Origin of the sequence: Enterobacter cloacae complex sp. S1, from assembly GCF_014930525.1 — a bacterium.
GTDB classification, from domain to species: Bacteria; Pseudomonadota; Gammaproteobacteria; order Enterobacterales; family Enterobacteriaceae; genus Enterobacter; species Enterobacter hormaechei_C.
In genome coordinates, this window is the sequence record NZ_JADBRE010000020.1 from 1 (window position 1) to 15,691 (window position 15,691).

The following is a 15,691-nucleotide window of genomic DNA, read 5'->3' on the forward strand; positions in this document are numbered from 1 at the left end:
GGGTCCTGCTGCGTAAATCGTCCGCAGTCCGGGTCATAATACCGGAACAGATTGTAGTGCAGCCCTGTCTCACGGTCCAGGTATTGCCCCTGCATACGCAGGTTCTGGGAATATCCTGATACCTGCGTCTCGCTTTCCCGCAGCAGTTTGCCCCAGACGCTGTTCACGCCTTCCCAGCGCACCTGCCCTTCGATATCCGTCATCCGCTCCGGCGTGCCGTTGGGCTGACAGTGGAACCAGAAGATTTCCGGGGCATCAACGCCGTCGATACGCGCCAGCGGGTCGTAGCTGTCCTGATCGCTGTAGACGTAGGTCAGCGGCACATCACCGTGCACTTCCTGCAACAGCCGGAACCCTTCCCAGACAAACCGGGTGGTGACTGGGTTACCGGTTGGCTGTCCGCCCACCATCTGGCGACGCGTTTTGCTGATGCGTCGTCCGAGTGGGTCATAGCGGAAGCTGACCTGCGTCTGCGGCCTGTTGCGGTCCCGCGGCTGGCTGATGACCTCCGTCAGGCGGTGCTCGCCGTCGTAGCGGTAGTGCCAGCGGGTCTGGCCGTTATCCTTCTCCACGGTGCGGCCGTGGATGTCACAGCGCCAGCGAATGCCGTTGAGCTGCGTCAGGCGGTTGTGCGTGACCTTCTCAGCAGACTCTTCAAGCGATAAAGGTTCTGTAGTGGTAGCGTTTTGGAACGCGGTTGAATCCGATATCGCTGAAATGAACGACGCCGATCGTGAAGATTTCATGGCCGAGCAGGGTCTGAACCGCGTGATCCGCGCGGGCCATGAGATGCTCAGCCTGCAAACCTACTTCACCGCGGGCGTAAAAGAAGTGCGTGGACCATCCCTGTGGGTGCGACTGCGCCTCAGGCGGCTGGTAAGATCCACACCGACTTCGAGAAAGGCTTCATTCGTGCGCAGACTATCGCGTTTGAAGACTTCATAACCTACAAGGGTGAGCAAGGCGCGAAAGAAGCAGGCAAGATGCGTGCGGAAGGGAAAGATTACATCGTTAAAGATGGCGACGTGATGAACTTCTTGTTTAACGTTTGATTTGTTTTGAATGAAAAAAATCCACGCTTTGGCGTGGATTTTTTTATGGAGTAACGAACTTATCCCCTTTTGCGCAGATAGAACTCCAGATATTTTTTAGGTCTATCCTGAAACGCACGCTCTTTGCCGTAGTTATAAGCATCGTTAAAATATTTATACGCTTCCTCGAATTGATTTAACTCATAACAGACCATGCCGAGATCGATTAAGGGTGCAGTGTCTATATCCGATCCACGTGTCCGTAATGTCGTCTCTCCCCATTTCTCTGCCTCAGCGTAATCCGCGTGATCAAAATATGCGCTGTATATGCAGGCAGAGATCCAGTTGGCGAGCTCCCATTCGAGCTTTGGCTCAGGAAGAGCTTGCCAGGCTTTTTGGTATTGCTCTAAAGCCTCGACGTATTTTTTATCATCGTGAAACTCGTTTCCTTGTCCAATAGTATATTATTATAGATATTATCATACTTAAGTCCTTGCCCTTTTAAATAAAAAACCTTGCCTAAGAAACCGCCAGAAACACCATAATATATGGTTAAATTTTTATTTAAAATTATAAAGTTATTACATTGCAATCAATCATTTTATAGCAAATATTTTTTAGTATTAATGACTCTATGACATTCCAATCACCACCACCGAGGCCAGCTCCTATCCTTGGCATTTGTACAGAAAGGCGATTCACTAAAGCAAAGTCAGATAATTTTTCAAGACAAACTTCCAGAGAGTCATAACAAACGTATTGTTTCTTGTCGTTGATATTTTTCTTTATACCATCCTGCGCATACATATTAGCAATAAATATCTTCTCCTGAGCATCAACCATAACAAAATCAACCATTCCTAATTCTGGGAAGTTATTTTCTTTGAAGCTACTAAGATAGCTTTTTTTTGCCGCAGGATATTTATTTGAAAGGGACAGAACAAAACCTTTACCCCACTTCCCTTTATTGTTCACAATATGAGCAATAACTGTGGATTTTTTCAAAGGTTCCACAGCATCTCCAAACAAGTATTTTATTCGCTTTTTTTCTTGCAATGAACTCGTTGATGTTTGCCAGAAAACTTCAAATTCCTCATTCGAAATTTCTTCGGCGTCACTTAAGTCCAGGTCGCTTTTCTTACCATCATACAGCAGGAAGCCAACTTTTTCATTTTTATCTAGCAAAGAGGAAGAAGCATAATAATTACCATCTATAATATTTATTTGTCGCGTGGCTACCTCTCCTATGAACTCATTGAGAATAGTCCCTTCACCTGCAATAAAATCAACACTTCCTTTATAATATTTTTTCACCTCAACCACAACTCCTCCCACTTTTAACAATTCTTTTAGAGACATCAAGATCTTTTGTGTTTAAGATCAAAAATGTATTTTTCCGGGGTTCAATTACATCTAAGCCAGTAACATCTATTTCGACAAAATGGCTTATACCTTTTAATTTCCTCGCATCACCATATATATCAGCTGCTAATTGACCCAGAGACATTTTTCCAGTTCCTCCAACATCTTTGAGTGTTCGTCCGCCAATCATTTCAGGTCTGATATTAGTGAAGTATTGTCCATCCCCGAAACGGGCGTGTATATCTCCTGATGAAGGTCTTATTACACCACTTTCCGTGATACCTTTCATCCCTTCTTCAGTCGTGTAGTGAATTAATGTTTTAGGAGTCAACCCCCACGGATCCACCCATCCCAGCGCATTCGGCGCATACTGGTAAAGGTTTATCCCTCCCGCCAGCCCTATCGGGTCCTGCTGCGTAAACCGTCCGCAGTCCGGGTCGTAATACCGGAACAGATTGTAGTGCAGCCCTGTCTCACGGTCCAGGTATTGCCCCTGCATACGCAGGTTCTGGGAATATCCTGATACCTGCGTCTCGCTTTCCCGCAGCAGTTTGCCCCAGGCGCTGTTCACCCCTTCCCAGCGCACCTGCCCTTCGCTATCCGTCATCCGCTCCGGCGTGCCGTTGGGCTGACAGTGGAACCAGAAGATTTCCGGGGCATCAACGCCGTCAATACGCGCCAGCGGATCGTAGCTGTCCTGATCGCTGTAGACGTAGGTCAGCGGCACATCACCGTGCACTTCCTGCAACAGCCGGAACCCTTCCCATACAAACCGGGTGGTGACTGGCTTGCCGGTCGGCTGCCCAAACAGCATCTGGCGTCGCGTTTTGCTGATGCGGCGCCCGAGCGGGTCATAGCGGAAGCTGACCTGCGTCTGCGGCCTGTTGCGGTCCCGCGGCTGGCTGATGACCTCCGTCAGGCGGTGCTCGCCGTCATAGCGGTAGTGCCAGCGGGTCTGGCCGTTATCCTTCTCCACGGTACGACCGTGGATGTCATAGCGCCAGCGAATGCCGTTCAGCTGCGTCAGGCGGTTGTGCGTGACCTTCTCAGCAGAGCCTTCGAGCGGGTTACCGGCAGCATCCCAGCGCCACTGCTCCTGGCCGGGCAGCGTGCCGTCCTGAACCAGCAGACGTCCGGCGCTGTCATACTGCCAGCGGTACCAGCTGAACGGGTTATCGTCCCGCTCTTCGCGGACCAGGTTATTGCGATAGTCGTAATCCCAGCGGCGGGACCAGCGGCGCGGCGACGGGCGCTGGGCATTGCCGGTAAAGACGTCCCGGCGATGCAGTCGGCCAAGGCGGTCGTATTCGCTGCGGGTGGTCAGCAGCCCCTGCGTACGGCTGGTTTCACGGTGGAGTTCGTCGCGGGTAAAGTCGGAGACCGAGAGCTTATCAAGGGCAATGCTGAGCAAATGTCCGCTACCGTAGTAAAACTGCTTCAGCTCCCGGCCATCGGGCAGCGTGACAGAGGTGCGGTTGCCCAGCGCATCATACTCCCACGCCAGCTCCCCGTGTTCGCCCGTTTCGCGCGTGACGCGCCCGAGCGCGTCATACTCAAACACAAGCTCCTGCTCGGCCTCGGCGCTCCAGGCATCGGCTGAAAGCGCGGGATGCAGCCCAATCCGGCTCAGAAGGCCGGACGGGGTGTAGTGGTAGCGGGTCTGCCCCTCCGGCGTGGTGCGGGCGACCAGCTGGCCGCTCGCGCTCCAGGCGAAGGAATGGGTAATGGCCTCCGGATGTCCGGCGGCAAAGGTGCGCGCTATCGTACGCCCGCAGGCATCGTAGCGATACTGCGAGGCCACGCCATCCAGCCCCACCTCTTCCAGCAGCAGCGAGTCTGCGCCCCAGCGGAACTGATACGCTTCGCCGTTTTCGTTTTCCAGGGCAATCAGACGCCCGCGGCTGTCCCAGCGGCGGCGCACCTCTTCACCCTGCGTATTACGGGTGGCGGTTAAGCGCCCTGCCTCGTCGTATCTGAACTCGCTCTCTTTCCCGTCGGCGCCCGCATGCTTCACCGGCAGGCCACGTTCGTTCCATTTGAGCGACTCGGTCCAGCCTTCTGGTCGGTCGAGCTGCACCGGACGCCCCGCGGCGTCGTAGCGGTAACGCGTCTCTTCGCCGTCGGCGCTTATCTCAGCCACCAGCCAGCCCAGCGGATGATAACGGTATTGTGTCACACGGCCCGAACAGTCCGTCGCACGCACCATCTGCCCGGCCTCGTTGTACTCCTGGTAACGGCTGTTCCCGGCGGCATCGACTTCTTCCACAACCTGACCAAACTCGTCCCGACGCAGCAGCGAGGTCTGCCCCATCGGATCCACCACGCGTTTCAGCCCGTGATGTTCGTCATACCGGAACCGGGTGGCGCTACCGTCGGCTTCGATGATGGACGCCGGAAGCGCACGGTGCTCCAGCCAGGTGGTGGTGCGGGTATTGCCGTCGGCGTCGATCTCCTGCACCCGGTTGCCCATCTCGTCATAGACGAAGGTAACGGCATTACCCAGCGGATCGATGCGACGCGTGAGGAGTTCGTTGTCATCCCACTCGTAGCGCCAGTTCTCACCGCGCTCGTCAACGTAGCGAACAATCAGGTTTTGCGCGTTCCAGTAATGCTTTCGCGTCTGACCGTCGTAGTGATCGACGGTCGTCAGCCCGGCGGCTAAATCGTAGGTAAAGCGACAGCCGTCGCCGGTGCTGGTGCGATTTTCCACCACGCGCCAGTGGTCGAATTTTTGCCAGCGGTATTCGCTCTCCAGCCCGCCCGGCAGACGGTGCCAGACCATCAGGCCATCATCGTTATAACGGTATTCACGTGTGACCACGCCGGAGGCATCCGTTGCGCTGGCCAGTTGGCCGCGCGCGTCGTACCCCCACTGCATCAGCGGCCATGTCTGGTTGCCGTCAAAATGGCTCGCCGAGGTAACGCGCTGCGGGAAACGTTCATCGTCATAGCGCAGGGTGACATCGATCGCTCGCGGCTCATCGTGCAGACCTACCAGCCGCCCGTGCTCATCCCATTCCGTCAGCAACGCGTTGCCGTATTCGTCGCTGAGGGAGGCCAGGCGCAGGATGGAGGGGTTAGCGCGGGTCGGTTTATACAGACGCCACACCGCGCCGTCATCGTCGGCAATCGCCACGTCTCCGCTCTCATTCCGGCGGATGATAATGCCTTCGCTGATGCTGTAAAACGCGCGGTCGACCGGCGGCAGTTCAAAGCTCAGCTCGCGCCCGGTTTCATCGAACCAGGTGGCGTTGTTTTCTTCCAGCGTCAGATAGCTGTCAAAGGTGGTAGCCCAGCCCAGACCAAACAGCCCTTCGCGGGTGGTCAGGCTGTTGTAGCTGCGCTGCCAGCGCAGCGGAAAGCGCCCCGGCAGCGAGAAATCGAGTTCGTCGTCGTCATTCAGCACCTTCACGCCGGTAGCGGCGTGAACCGGGTGCGAGGAGCCGAACACGGCGTTGACGGCCATATCCGCCAGCATCCCGCCACCGGCAGCAGCCAGCGCGCAGGGCATGTTTTTCAGGATCTTGCCCGGACGCCCGCGCAGCAGGGAGAGCGCAATCATCCCCAGCGCCAGACCCGGCGTTTTGCCGCTTTTGATGTCGCGGACCGTGAGCGTGTCGCCGCCAATGATCACGTTCGGGGATACGTCGTCGGAAACGGTGCCCTCGCAGGTGGTGCGATCTTTTGCGCGCACCGCAGGCTGTCCGTTGATGAAGACGCTTTTAGATCCTTCCGCCAGATACTGTGGCCCGGAGTGTTTATCACACGCCACCTTGTCTTCTTCCAGCGGCGAGGTCCCCGCGGCGGCAGAGGCGACGCTGGGCTGCCACATCTCGCTGCCGAACTGTCCGGCAGCGGAGAGCAGCATGCCCGCGTAGTCGGCAAAGCTGCCCGGCGACTGCGGCTCAGGGGACGGGGTATCGGCAGGCGTTAACGTCCCGGCGGCGCGCGCAGCGGGAAGTTTATTTGTCAGAACATTGCTCGAACCGGTGGTGATTTTGCCCGCGGGCGACGGCGGGAAAAGCGCGTTACCCAGCCCTTCAGCGGCGTTGCTGATATCGTCGGTGATCCCGGCGACGTTCGCCAGAACCCCACCAATAATGCCGCTCAACAGACAGCTGGAGCCAATTGCCGCCACGCCTGCTGCTGCTGCCCCGGCTCCCAGCAGTGGGGCCGCAACGGTCGCTGCCGCGCCCACCGCCGCGCCAATCACCGCATAGGCAGCGCCTTCCGCCACAATGCTGGTAATATCAGCAAAAATGCTGGAGTGAATAATCTCGTCGCCCTTACGGGCCGCGTTGTTATCGCTCATGCCTTACACATTCCGGTTGTCGTTTAGCGTCAGACTCTGCTTCAGTGCGCTCCAGCGCGCCTCGTCCTCTTCCGTAAAGGCTTTTAAGGCCGAGAGGGTAAAAATCATCAGTACCGGTTTGCCTGGCGTCTGTACGGCCAGCTGTTTTTGCCACAGGCGCTGGCCGTTACGGTCAAAGGTGGTCTCAACTTCTACCCCATCAATGTTGCCGGCAGGCCCGGCTTTTACGTGCTGAAATTCGCTCTGGGCGATCTCACCCATCTGAGGACGCAGCACGCCCCACTGCCGGTGAAACTCTTGTTCGTAGTCGCTGCCGTCCGGGATAACGCCGCGGCTGACCACCACGGACAGCCCGCTTTCGTCATCGCGAATGATGTTCATGCTGTTGTCCTGCCAGGCGGCAGGAAAAAGGGTAAAGGAACCTTCCTGGAGGGTGTATTTCATCGGTGAACTCGCGTCTAAAATTGCTAAAGGGTTTTACGTGCCGCCACGGACAACCCGGCGGCAGACAGAAAGCGGTTACTCTTCCGGGGGCGTAAATTTCTCCTGCACCGCCGCATCAATATCCCCTTTATGCCCCGATCCCGGTGCTGTTGTGCCCGGTTGGGTGCCCGACGTATTCAGGTGCAGCTTGCCGCCCGTGGTGATATAGCCGTCCCCTTCAACGAAGAAGTTGAACTCTTTGCCGATCAGGTTAATTTTGCCGTTAGCGTTAAGCTCAATAGCACTCTCGCCCGAGACCAGCCGCAGCTTCGTCCCGGAAGCAATAACATACTGCTCTACCGCCGCATCCAGCTTGCCTTTACCCGTCAGGATCTCGGTTCCGCCTTTCACGGCCTGGGTCTGATTAGCCTCCACGCGATGCAGCTCATTTTTCTTCACGTAATGGCTGCGCGCGCCGCCGACGCTGTGCGTTTCATCATTTTTAACGCTGGTGTCCATGTTACGCTCGGCCTGGATCCACACCTGCTCTGCGCCCGCCTTGTCCTCAAAGCGCAGGGCGTTGGCGTTATCCACGGAACCGTCTTTTGTCCGGCTCATAAAGCCCATCTGCGTCGCGGCAGCCGGCAGCGCCCACGGCGGCATGCTGGCTTCGTTATACACGCGGCCGGTGATAATCGGACGGTCCGGGTCGCCGTTGATAAAGTCCACCACCACCTCATCGCCGACGCGCGGGATCTGCACCCCGCCGTAGCCCTGGCCCGCCCAGGCGCTCGACACGCGCACCCAGCAGGAGCTGGTGTCATCGCCCTTCGCCAGACGGTCCCAGTGGAACTTCACCTTCACGCGGCCATATTTGTCCGTCCAGATACTCTCCCCCTGCGGTCCCACGACTTTCGCCGTCTGCGGGCCGTAGGTGCGCGGCCACGCCGTGCTCTGCGCCGGACGGTAGGACACCGACGCCGGGATAACGGTGAAATCGGTGCGGTGAATGGTTTCCCCCTCACCGCTCGCGTAGCGGTTCTCCTCGAAGTGGTAACCCGCCGCCGTGACCAGATACTCGCCGTTGTCACTGAAGAACGGCGCGTTGGTCAGGGTAAAGATGTGGCCCGGCGCAATGCCCGCCGCCGTGGCCGTCGCCTGAATCTGCTGATGCTCCACCTGCCAGCGCTCCTGACGGATGCGGGCGTAGAACTCCGCATGCCCTGTCTCCACAAAGCGGCCCGGCCAGTCGTACACGTCGATGCTGCCCGGTTTCGGGGACGCCGGGTTCTGCTGCGCCTGGAACAGCCACGCGTTCGGCTTGCGGAAGTCATAGTCGTCGAGGCTGTAAATCCCCGGCGTGACGCTGTCCTCCAGCGCCCACTGGCTGATGCCCTCTTCATCCGTACTGCCGCCGGACGGCGTCTGATGGTAAGGAATGACCTCATAGCCGCTGAACGGCTGGTGCTGGGTGGCGGCGTCGGTCAGTACCAGGGTATGCTTGTCCGCCTCGTGGCTGAAGTAGTACGCAATCCCCTCCAGCTCCATCAGGCGGCTGATGAAGTCCAGGCTCGATTCCTGATACTGCACGCAGTAGTCCCACACCCGGTAGCTGCCGGTAAGTTTGTCTTCGAGGTTAACCTGATGCTCACCCAGCAGGGTTTTGACAATCTGCGGTACCGTCTGGCCCTGGAAGATACGCAGGTTACGGTCGCGCTTCATCGGCCACAGGTCCGGCTCCACCGTCAGCTGGTACACCGCGTAGCGGGTGCCCGTCAGCTCCACGGCGCTCACCGCCACGCGCGTCACCTTGCCGTTGATATAGCGGGGGGTGAGCAGGTTCTGCGTGGGGATGGTCACCGTGACCGGCTGGCCCAGCAGCTTGCTGCGGTCAATGCGCGCGTCCGTACCAAGCAGGGTCAGCGTCAGCGCGAACGACTCGGACATCGCCTCGCGGCCGGAGAGTTTCCAGAAAAGCAGCCCCTCAACCGGGAGCTGGACGGTAATTCGGTTGAGCATAATCTTTATTCCGTAATGGTTTATGCTGGGAACGTTTATGAACGTAAAGCTAATTTCGACGAGGTGGTTTTGGATTGATGCAATGCTGGGTTGATTTGTCTGGAGGTACGAACTTTCGTTTTTATAAATCCAAAGAGTGCAGGCTTATGGAAACTCCGGAAAAAACCTTATCTCTGGCTTTTATGACAGTTGTGCAATCACTTAACCGGCGCAGGTGGCCACACGCCCCCTTTCTGAATAAGTTTCTCTTTTATTTCATTTAACTTCTCGTATTGCTCGCTGCCTCTATCCAGTCCACTCAGCGCGTCCGCAAGCGCATTACTCATTGACCAGCCATTTTTAGCCTTAACTGACGGGTCCGCTCCACGATCGAGCAGTAACAAGACATGATCGTAAGCCTGGTTATCCAGCGCATCAAACACCAGCGTTTTACCCAGTGAATTGGTTGCATTGACGTCAGCTCCGCTATCGAGCATGGCTTCCAGCGTCTCTGTATTTTTCGCTTTTAGCGACTGGAAGATGATGGGTTCGTGGAAGACCTTATCTTTCACATTGGGCGAAAGGCCACCGTCCAGCATAGCGTTGATCCAGTCTGCGCTGTCCCCCTTCAGGGCAAATTCGGCAGGGCTGCTTTTTCCCTGCGGTCGAGGCTGGAGCGGATCTGCGCCGGCCTTAACAAGCAACGTAATCACCTTTAAATGGGGCGATGTTTTTTTATCATTAATCGCGTTGCCGATGGCCCAAAAAAGCAGGGTCATATCCTGCTTTCCCGGTTTATTAAGATCGCTTTCTGGTGCAAGCGTCTTCACCGCGTCGACATCGCCTTCTTCAATCGCTTTCGCCAGTTCAAGCTGCTGACCGCTGAAGTAGTCCTGTGGATTAAGGTCCATATCCTGCTTACACCCCTGAATCATGAATAAAAAACATAACGCGACAAAAGCCATCAACCGTTTTTTCACAATCGACTCCCGATTATCGAAATATCCTCGTCCTTCTGTTGCTCTATGCAATCAATCGCCTGATTAATCCCGTGGCGGTCCAGCGCGCTTCCGGTTCCACCGGGAAGATCGTGGGGTATTCCGGCAGCATTAGGGCTCAGCGCAGAGATTTCCTCTTTGAGGATCCACGAAGGGACATGCCCTTTCATCGTTTTCAGATCCTCCCAGGGGTTAACTTCCTGAATCTTCGTCAGCAGCTCACCTTCAACCCGATAAGCCTGGATATTATCCGTACTGCCTAATATCTTGCCGCCGTATTTTTCTACGGTTCCGGCATTCAGGCCGGCGGCGTTGAACGTCCACCCCGCTTTCCCGCTGCCCATGGAGGTTGCAGAGGCGAGGCCACCGCCAAGGGAATGACCGGCAATATCAATATTTTGGCCTGACCTTGCCAGCTCCTTACCAATACTCACGGCCTTTTTATAATAATCTGAAGCCATACCCATGCCCTGAGAGAAGTTATTAGACCAGTCAGCCCCGTTTACCACCGGCGCCAGCTCCCCTTTGGTCAGTAAAGAGGAGACATTCTCAGACAGAGAGGCGAAACCAGGCTCGCGCGATCCCCTGAATACCAGTGTGGGGTTCATATCTGTACCAAACACTTCCGGCTTCGGTTGATAGACGCGCGCCAGAAAATTGGGGGACGTATCATCGTCAAAGAGCATTGATTTGTTCAGCCCGAACTTTCCTAACAGCGCATCGTCATTACTGATATCCGTCCACCCCTCCGGCACGCCCGGTGTGGTTTCCAGCGGGTTCACGGTCTTATAAATATTTTCCGCAAGCTTCGCTTTTTCCACCGCGATATTATTCGCCGCCAGACGCTTAGCGGCGATCTGGGCATCCGGATAAAGGCTATTGCTCCCCTTCGCAATCAGATCTTTACGCGCCTGCCAGCGCTCTGCTTTGGTCATCTTCTGAAGCTGCCCGGCATAGGTTTTACCGTCCTTGCCCGGAGTAGGTTCATCCGGCACCTGTGCCGTTTTAGATTTCACCACCTGTTTTGGCAGTACCGTTGGCGCAGGGCGAGATCCGTACGTTCTCACCATGGTTTCGTAGCGGTCGACAATCGTACTCACCGGATACCAGCCCAGGCCGACCAGCGAGGCAGCCTGGAGTTGCCCTTTGGCATTGATGTAAAAAATTTCCGTTACTGATGACCAGTCACGAAAACTTTCGTCAATGGCAACCACTCTGCCCATCTCTAAATCCTGCGCGATCAGCGTGCGGGTATCGCGCCCGGACTGATAAGGATTCGCACCGGTGATCGTGCGCAGCAGATCGTAGCGCGTGAAGAGCGAGCGCAGCGAATGGTCGGGAACCGACATAATCCACTGTCCGGCAACGGACGGACGGATTATTTTCGCAAACAACGCTGGCGAGACGTTCTCGTGGAACAGATAGACAAACTTGATGTTATACATTCGCTCCGTCCTGTTACCCGCAGGCTTACGGATTCACCAGCCAGGTGCCTGGCTTCGCAATATCCAGCGTCTGGGTACGCGTTCTTCCATTGCCTTCCAGTTCAATGCGGGTCTCGCCCGCAGGCAATTTCAGCGACGCGTAACCGTTATTGCCCGGACGCAGCGCTTTAGACTCGCCGTTCACCTTCAGCGTCTCGCCATCAAGCATGCGGATGTAGACCAGCGCGACCGGGCTGGCGTCGACAGGCGGCGCACTCTGCTGCGCCGTAGAAGGTGACGCTACCGGCTCGCTCACGTCTGCCGTTGCCGGTCTGGTCTCCGCCTGGGAGGAGGTCTCAGCCGGAGGGCTCACGGCAGGCGTTTGCGCCGTCTGCTCTGGCGTTTCCTGGCTGCCGCCGCCGAACAGCATCGCACCGGCAACCACCCCAACCAGCACGCCCGCGGCCACCAGCCCTGGAAGCTTGTAACGTCGCCAGTCCAGCGCGGAAGCAGATGTCTCCTCTTCCACCGGCACCAGCATCGTGCCGGTCTTCTTCGCGGTCAGCACCTCGTCGATACCGGCGACGGGCATCTCGATCAGCGCCGCGAACTCCTCAATGGATTGCGGACGGTCTTCCATATGCAGCGCCAGCGCCTTGTCGATGGCCTGTAGCAACGGGATGGAATACCCCTGCGGCATCAGCTCCACCAGCGGTTTGCAGGTATCCTGAATCGAACGCACCACGCTGACCGGCGGCGGAGAGCCGACGATGAGGGTGCGCAATACGGCGCCGAGCGCGTAGATATCCGTCCACGGCCCCTGCTCGCTTTCATTGTCGTCGGTATACTGCTCGATAGGCGCGAAGCCCGGACGCAGCATGGTTTCCGTCTCATCCGAGAGATTACCGATGGTGCGGCGCGCCGATCCGAAATCGAGCAGCACCGGCAGGCCGTTATCCTGAATCTGAATGTTATCCAGCGAGATGTCGCGGTGCAGATAACCCTCGTCGTGGATCGTTTTGATGGCGCCGAAGAGCATTGGCAGCATGCGGCGGATCCACGCCTCGTTAATCAGCTCCGGTTTCTCTTCGCGCAGACGCGACAGCGTGGTACCGCTGTAAAACAGCGTCCCCATATAGGCCGTGTCGTTTTGCACCCAGAAACGCAGTACGTGCAGCAGGTTCGGGTGGTTAAAGCGCGCCAGCAGGCGGGCTTCCTGGATGAAGCTGTTCAGACCGGCAGAAAACGCTTTGCCGAAGCGCTCGCTGCGCAGCACCAGCGTCATATCCTCGCCGCGCACGGCGAGGGAGGAAGGCATAAATTCTTTGATAGCGATAGTGCGTTCGAGCTGGTGATCCCAGGCGCGATAGACGATGCCGAATCCGCCGCCGCCAATCACCTCTTTTATCTCAAACTCATTGAAACGGTACCCGACCGGGAGCGCGTTTGGGACAGTCCGATTGTTATCATTATCCGTCATCTTTTACAGTTCTCTTGATGATTATTACGCGGCAAACTGACAGTGGAACTCGCCCTGCTCGCAGGTGACATGCAGACGTCGGTACTGCTCGTCGCTGCGGCTGGCGGTAAGTAAAATCTGGCTCATCTGAGGCAGCAACGTATTGGTCAGAATCGCATCCACCATACGCCCGCCCGACTCAACCTCGGTACAGCGCTGAACAATCTGTTCGACCACGCTGTCGTCAAATTCAGAAATAATGTTGTGATTCTCTTCCAGACGACGCTGAATGCGCCTGAGCTGAAGACGCACAATCTGCCCCAGCATCTCGTCACTCAGCGGGTAATACGGCACCACCAGCAGGCGGCCCAGCAGCGCAGGCGGGAACACCTCCAGCAGCGGCTGGCGCAGGGCGCCGCTTAACGCGTCAGGCTCCGGCATCAGTTCCGGGTCGGCGCACATGGCTGCGATCAGGTCGGTGCCGACGTTAGAGGTCAGAATAATAATGGTGTTACGGAAATCAATGTGACGCCCTTCGCCGTCCTCCATCCAGCCCTTGTCGAAGACCTGGAAGAAGATCTCGTGCACGTCCGGGTGCGCTTTTTCAATTTCGTCCAGCAGCACCACGCTGTAGGGACGGCGGCGCACGGCCTCGGTTAAGACGCCGCCTTCACCATAGCCCACATAGCCCGGAGGCGCACCTTTTAACGTCGAAACGGTGTGCGCTTCCTGGAATTCACTCATGTTGATGGTAATGACGTTCTGCTCGCCGCCGTAAAGGGACTCCGCCAGCGCCAGTGCGGTTTCGGTTTTACCCACGCCGGATGGCCCGCAGAGCATGAATACACCGACCGGTTTGTTCGGATCGTCAAGCTTCGCCCGCGAGGTTTTTACCCGACGGGCAATCAGATCCAGACCGTGACGCTGACCAATAACCCGCTGGTTCAGCGTGTCGGCCAGGTTCAGCACCGCGTCAATCTCATTTTTCACCATCCGGCCCAGCGGGATCCCGGTCCAGTCTGAGACCACCGCAGCCACCACGTTCTCATCCACCGCGGCAAACAGCAGCGGTTCGTCACCCTGTAAGGTCTTCAGCGCCTGCTGCTGTTCTGCCAGCTGGCCGCGCAGTTCAGCCGTATCCTCATCACCCGCCGCAAACAGCGCGGCACGCAGACGGATAATCTCCTGCACCCGCGTGCGCTCTTCTTCCCAGCGACGAGCCAGGGCTTCGCGCTGGGTTTCGAACGCGTCACGTTCGGCGGTTAAGGCCGCCACACGCGCCGGATCGCCCGCCCCCACGCGCGCTTCGCGTTCAGCAATCTCCAGCTCCACGTCCAGGGCCGCCAGGTGACGCAGACAATCTTCCAGCTGGGCAGGCGGCGCGCTCTGGCTGACGGCCACGCGCGCGCAGGCGGTGTCCAGCAGCGCCACCGCTTTATCCGGCAGCTGACGCGCAGGAATATAGCGATGCGACAGTTTCACCGCCGCGCTGACCGCTTCGTCGAGAAGTAAAACCTGATGATGAGTTTCCAGCGGCGACACGGTGCTGCGCAGCATCAGCACGGCTTTGGCTTCGTCCGGCTCGTGAACCTGTACGGTCTGGAAACGGCGGGTCAGCGCCGGATCTTTCTCAATGTATTTTTTGTATTCCGCCCAGGTGGTCGCGCCGATGGTGCGCAGTTGCCCGCGCGCCAGGGCAGGTTTGAGCAGGTTAGCGGCATCGCCGGTGCCCTGCTGACCGCCAGCGCCAATCAGGGTGTGGATCTCATCGATAAACAGAATAATTGGCGTGGCGCTGGACTGCACCTCGTTAATCAGCGCCTGGAGGCGCGCCTCAAATTCCCCTTTCATGCCCGCGCCGGCCTGAAGCATGCCGATATCCAGCAGCCACAGCTGAACGTTTTGCAGCGGCTCCGGCACGTCGCCGTCAGCGATACGCAGCGCAAGCCCTTCCACCACCGCCGTTTTCCCGACGCCGGCTTCCCCGGTCAGCAGGGGGTTGTTCTGGCGACGACGCATCAGAATATCGACCATCTGGCGGATCTCTTCATCGCGCCCTACCACCGGGTCGATTTTCCCTTCCCGGGCGCGCGCCGTCAGATCCTGACCATACTGCGCCAGCGTGCCCTGCGCAGCCGGTACTGCCCCGGCAGGCGCGTCCGCAGCGGCGGCGGCCTGCTGGCTCTCTTTGCTGCTGGCGCAAATGGCGTCGAACTGCTCGATCAGCACCTCGACGTTAAGACGGGTGAACTGCGCCGAAATGCTTTTCAGCACGTTAGCCAGATTCCACGTTTTCAGTATGCCGATCAGCAAATGGCCGCCGCGGATGCGGCTGACGCCAAACTTCAGCGAGCCGTAGACCCATGCGCGCTCGACGGCGCTGTCGATATGCTCGGAAAGATCAGACACAGAACTCGCGCCACGCGGCAGGGCATCCAGCGCCGCCACGATATCGCGTGTCAGCTGCTGTTCATCAAGGGCGAAGTGACGAATGACCTGTTGCAGATCGCCATCCTGCTGCTGCATCAGCTGATGCAACCAGTGCACCAGCTCAACGTACGGGTTGCCACGCAGCTTACAGAAGGCAGTCGCGCTTTCCAGAGAGGTGAATAACAGCGTATCCAGTTTGCCGAAAAGCACGGCACGGCTAATTTCTGACATGTTAGTTTCCATTAACAATGATT

Annotated in this window: 8 protein-coding genes and 2 pseudogenes; 1 reads left to right on the forward strand and 9 read right to left on the reverse strand. The window is 57.3% G+C overall.

The genetic code is table 11. From position 1 onward, the window contains the following. A pseudogene (locus tag IM290_RS13930) lies at nt 1-659 on the reverse strand (RHS repeat domain-containing protein); the annotation flags it as partial. On the opposite strand from IM290_RS13930, the pseudogene IM290_RS13935 reads away from it, so the two are divergent. Beyond that, a pseudogene (locus IM290_RS13935) lies at nt 655-1,052 on the forward strand (DUF933 domain-containing protein); the annotation flags it as partial. The pseudogenes IM290_RS13930 and IM290_RS13935 overlap by 5 nt on opposite strands. 549 nt (nt 1,053-1,601) lie before the next feature. Here the strand turns inward: IM290_RS13935 and IM290_RS13940 are convergent. From IM290_RS13940 to tssH, 8 genes are all read right to left on the reverse strand, one after another. Beyond that, on the reverse strand, nt 1,602-2,390 hold the full coding sequence (locus IM290_RS13940; protein ID WP_052683444.1) for a macro domain-containing protein: 789 nt from the start codon (nt 2,388-2,390) through the stop codon (nt 1,602-1,604). After that, on the reverse strand, nt 2,347-6,705 hold the full coding sequence (locus tag IM290_RS13945) for an RHS repeat-associated core domain-containing protein (RefSeq protein WP_193042415.1): 4,359 nt from the start codon (nt 6,703-6,705) through the stop codon (nt 2,347-2,349). Before IM290_RS13945 ends, IM290_RS13940 begins: the two co-directional genes overlap by 44 nt. Before the next feature lie 3 nt (nt 6,706-6,708). Next, nucleotides 6,709-7,149: a DcrB-related protein gene (locus IM290_RS13950; RefSeq protein ID WP_193042414.1), complete on the reverse strand. Its 441-nt coding sequence runs from the start codon at nt 7,147-7,149 to the stop codon at nt 6,709-6,711. Nucleotides 7,150-7,224: 75 nt separating this feature from the next. Then, nucleotides 7,225-9,147: a type VI secretion system Vgr family protein gene (locus IM290_RS13955; RefSeq protein WP_165747035.1), complete on the reverse strand. Its 1,923-nt coding sequence runs from the start codon at nt 9,145-9,147 to the stop codon at nt 7,225-7,227. A gap of 197 nt (nt 9,148-9,344) precedes the next feature. Then, the gene (locus IM290_RS13960) at nt 9,345-10,091 is read right to left on the reverse strand and encodes an ankyrin repeat domain-containing protein (protein ID WP_032103586.1); all 747 of its coding nucleotides are present in this window, start codon (nt 10,089-10,091) and stop codon (nt 9,345-9,347) included. Between the two features lie 11 nt (nt 10,092-10,102). After that, nucleotides 10,103-11,569, reverse strand: coding sequence for a hypothetical protein (locus IM290_RS13965; protein WP_017384289.1), 1,467 nt, complete (start codon nt 11,567-11,569; stop codon nt 10,103-10,105). A 25-nt stretch (nt 11,570-11,594) separates the two neighbouring features. Next, on the reverse strand, nt 11,595-13,028 hold the full coding sequence (locus IM290_RS13970; protein ID WP_045348631.1) for a serine/threonine-protein kinase: 1,434 nt from the start codon (nt 13,026-13,028) through the stop codon (nt 11,595-11,597). A gap of 24 nt (nt 13,029-13,052) precedes the next feature. Then, entirely contained in the window at nt 13,053-15,668 is a 2,616-nt protein-coding gene (gene tssH / locus IM290_RS13975; RefSeq protein ID WP_032648551.1) for a type VI secretion system ATPase TssH, read from the reverse strand. Between the last annotated feature and the right edge of the window lie 23 nt (nt 15,669-15,691).

What these genes read in the sequence shown, in the direction of transcription:
- IM290_RS13940 (WP_052683444.1), bottom strand. Translation starts at nt 2,390, where the DNA reads ATGTCTCTAAAAGAATTGTTAAAAGTGGGAGGAGTTGTGGTTGAGGTG.
- IM290_RS13945 (WP_193042415.1), bottom strand. Translation starts at nt 6,705, where the DNA reads ATGAGCGATAACAACGCGGCCCGTAAGGGCGACGAGATTATTCACTCC.
- IM290_RS13950 (WP_193042414.1), bottom strand. Translation starts at nt 7,149, where the DNA reads ATGAAATACACCCTCCAGGAAGGTTCCTTTACCCTTTTTCCTGCCGCC.
- IM290_RS13955 (WP_165747035.1), bottom strand. Translation starts at nt 9,147, where the DNA reads ATGCTCAACCGAATTACCGTCCAGCTCCCGGTTGAGGGGCTGCTTTTC.
- IM290_RS13960 (WP_032103586.1), bottom strand. Translation starts at nt 10,091, where the DNA reads ATGGCTTTTGTCGCGTTATGTTTTTTATTCATGATTCAGGGGTGTAAG.
- IM290_RS13965 (WP_017384289.1), bottom strand. Translation starts at nt 11,569, where the DNA reads ATGTATAACATCAAGTTTGTCTATCTGTTCCACGAGAACGTCTCGCCA.
- IM290_RS13970 (WP_045348631.1), bottom strand. Translation starts at nt 13,028, where the DNA reads ATGACGGATAATGATAACAATCGGACTGTCCCAAACGCGCTCCCGGTC.
- tssH (WP_032648551.1), bottom strand. Translation starts at nt 15,668, where the DNA reads ATGTCAGAAATTAGCCGTGCCGTGCTTTTCGGCAAACTGGATACGCTG.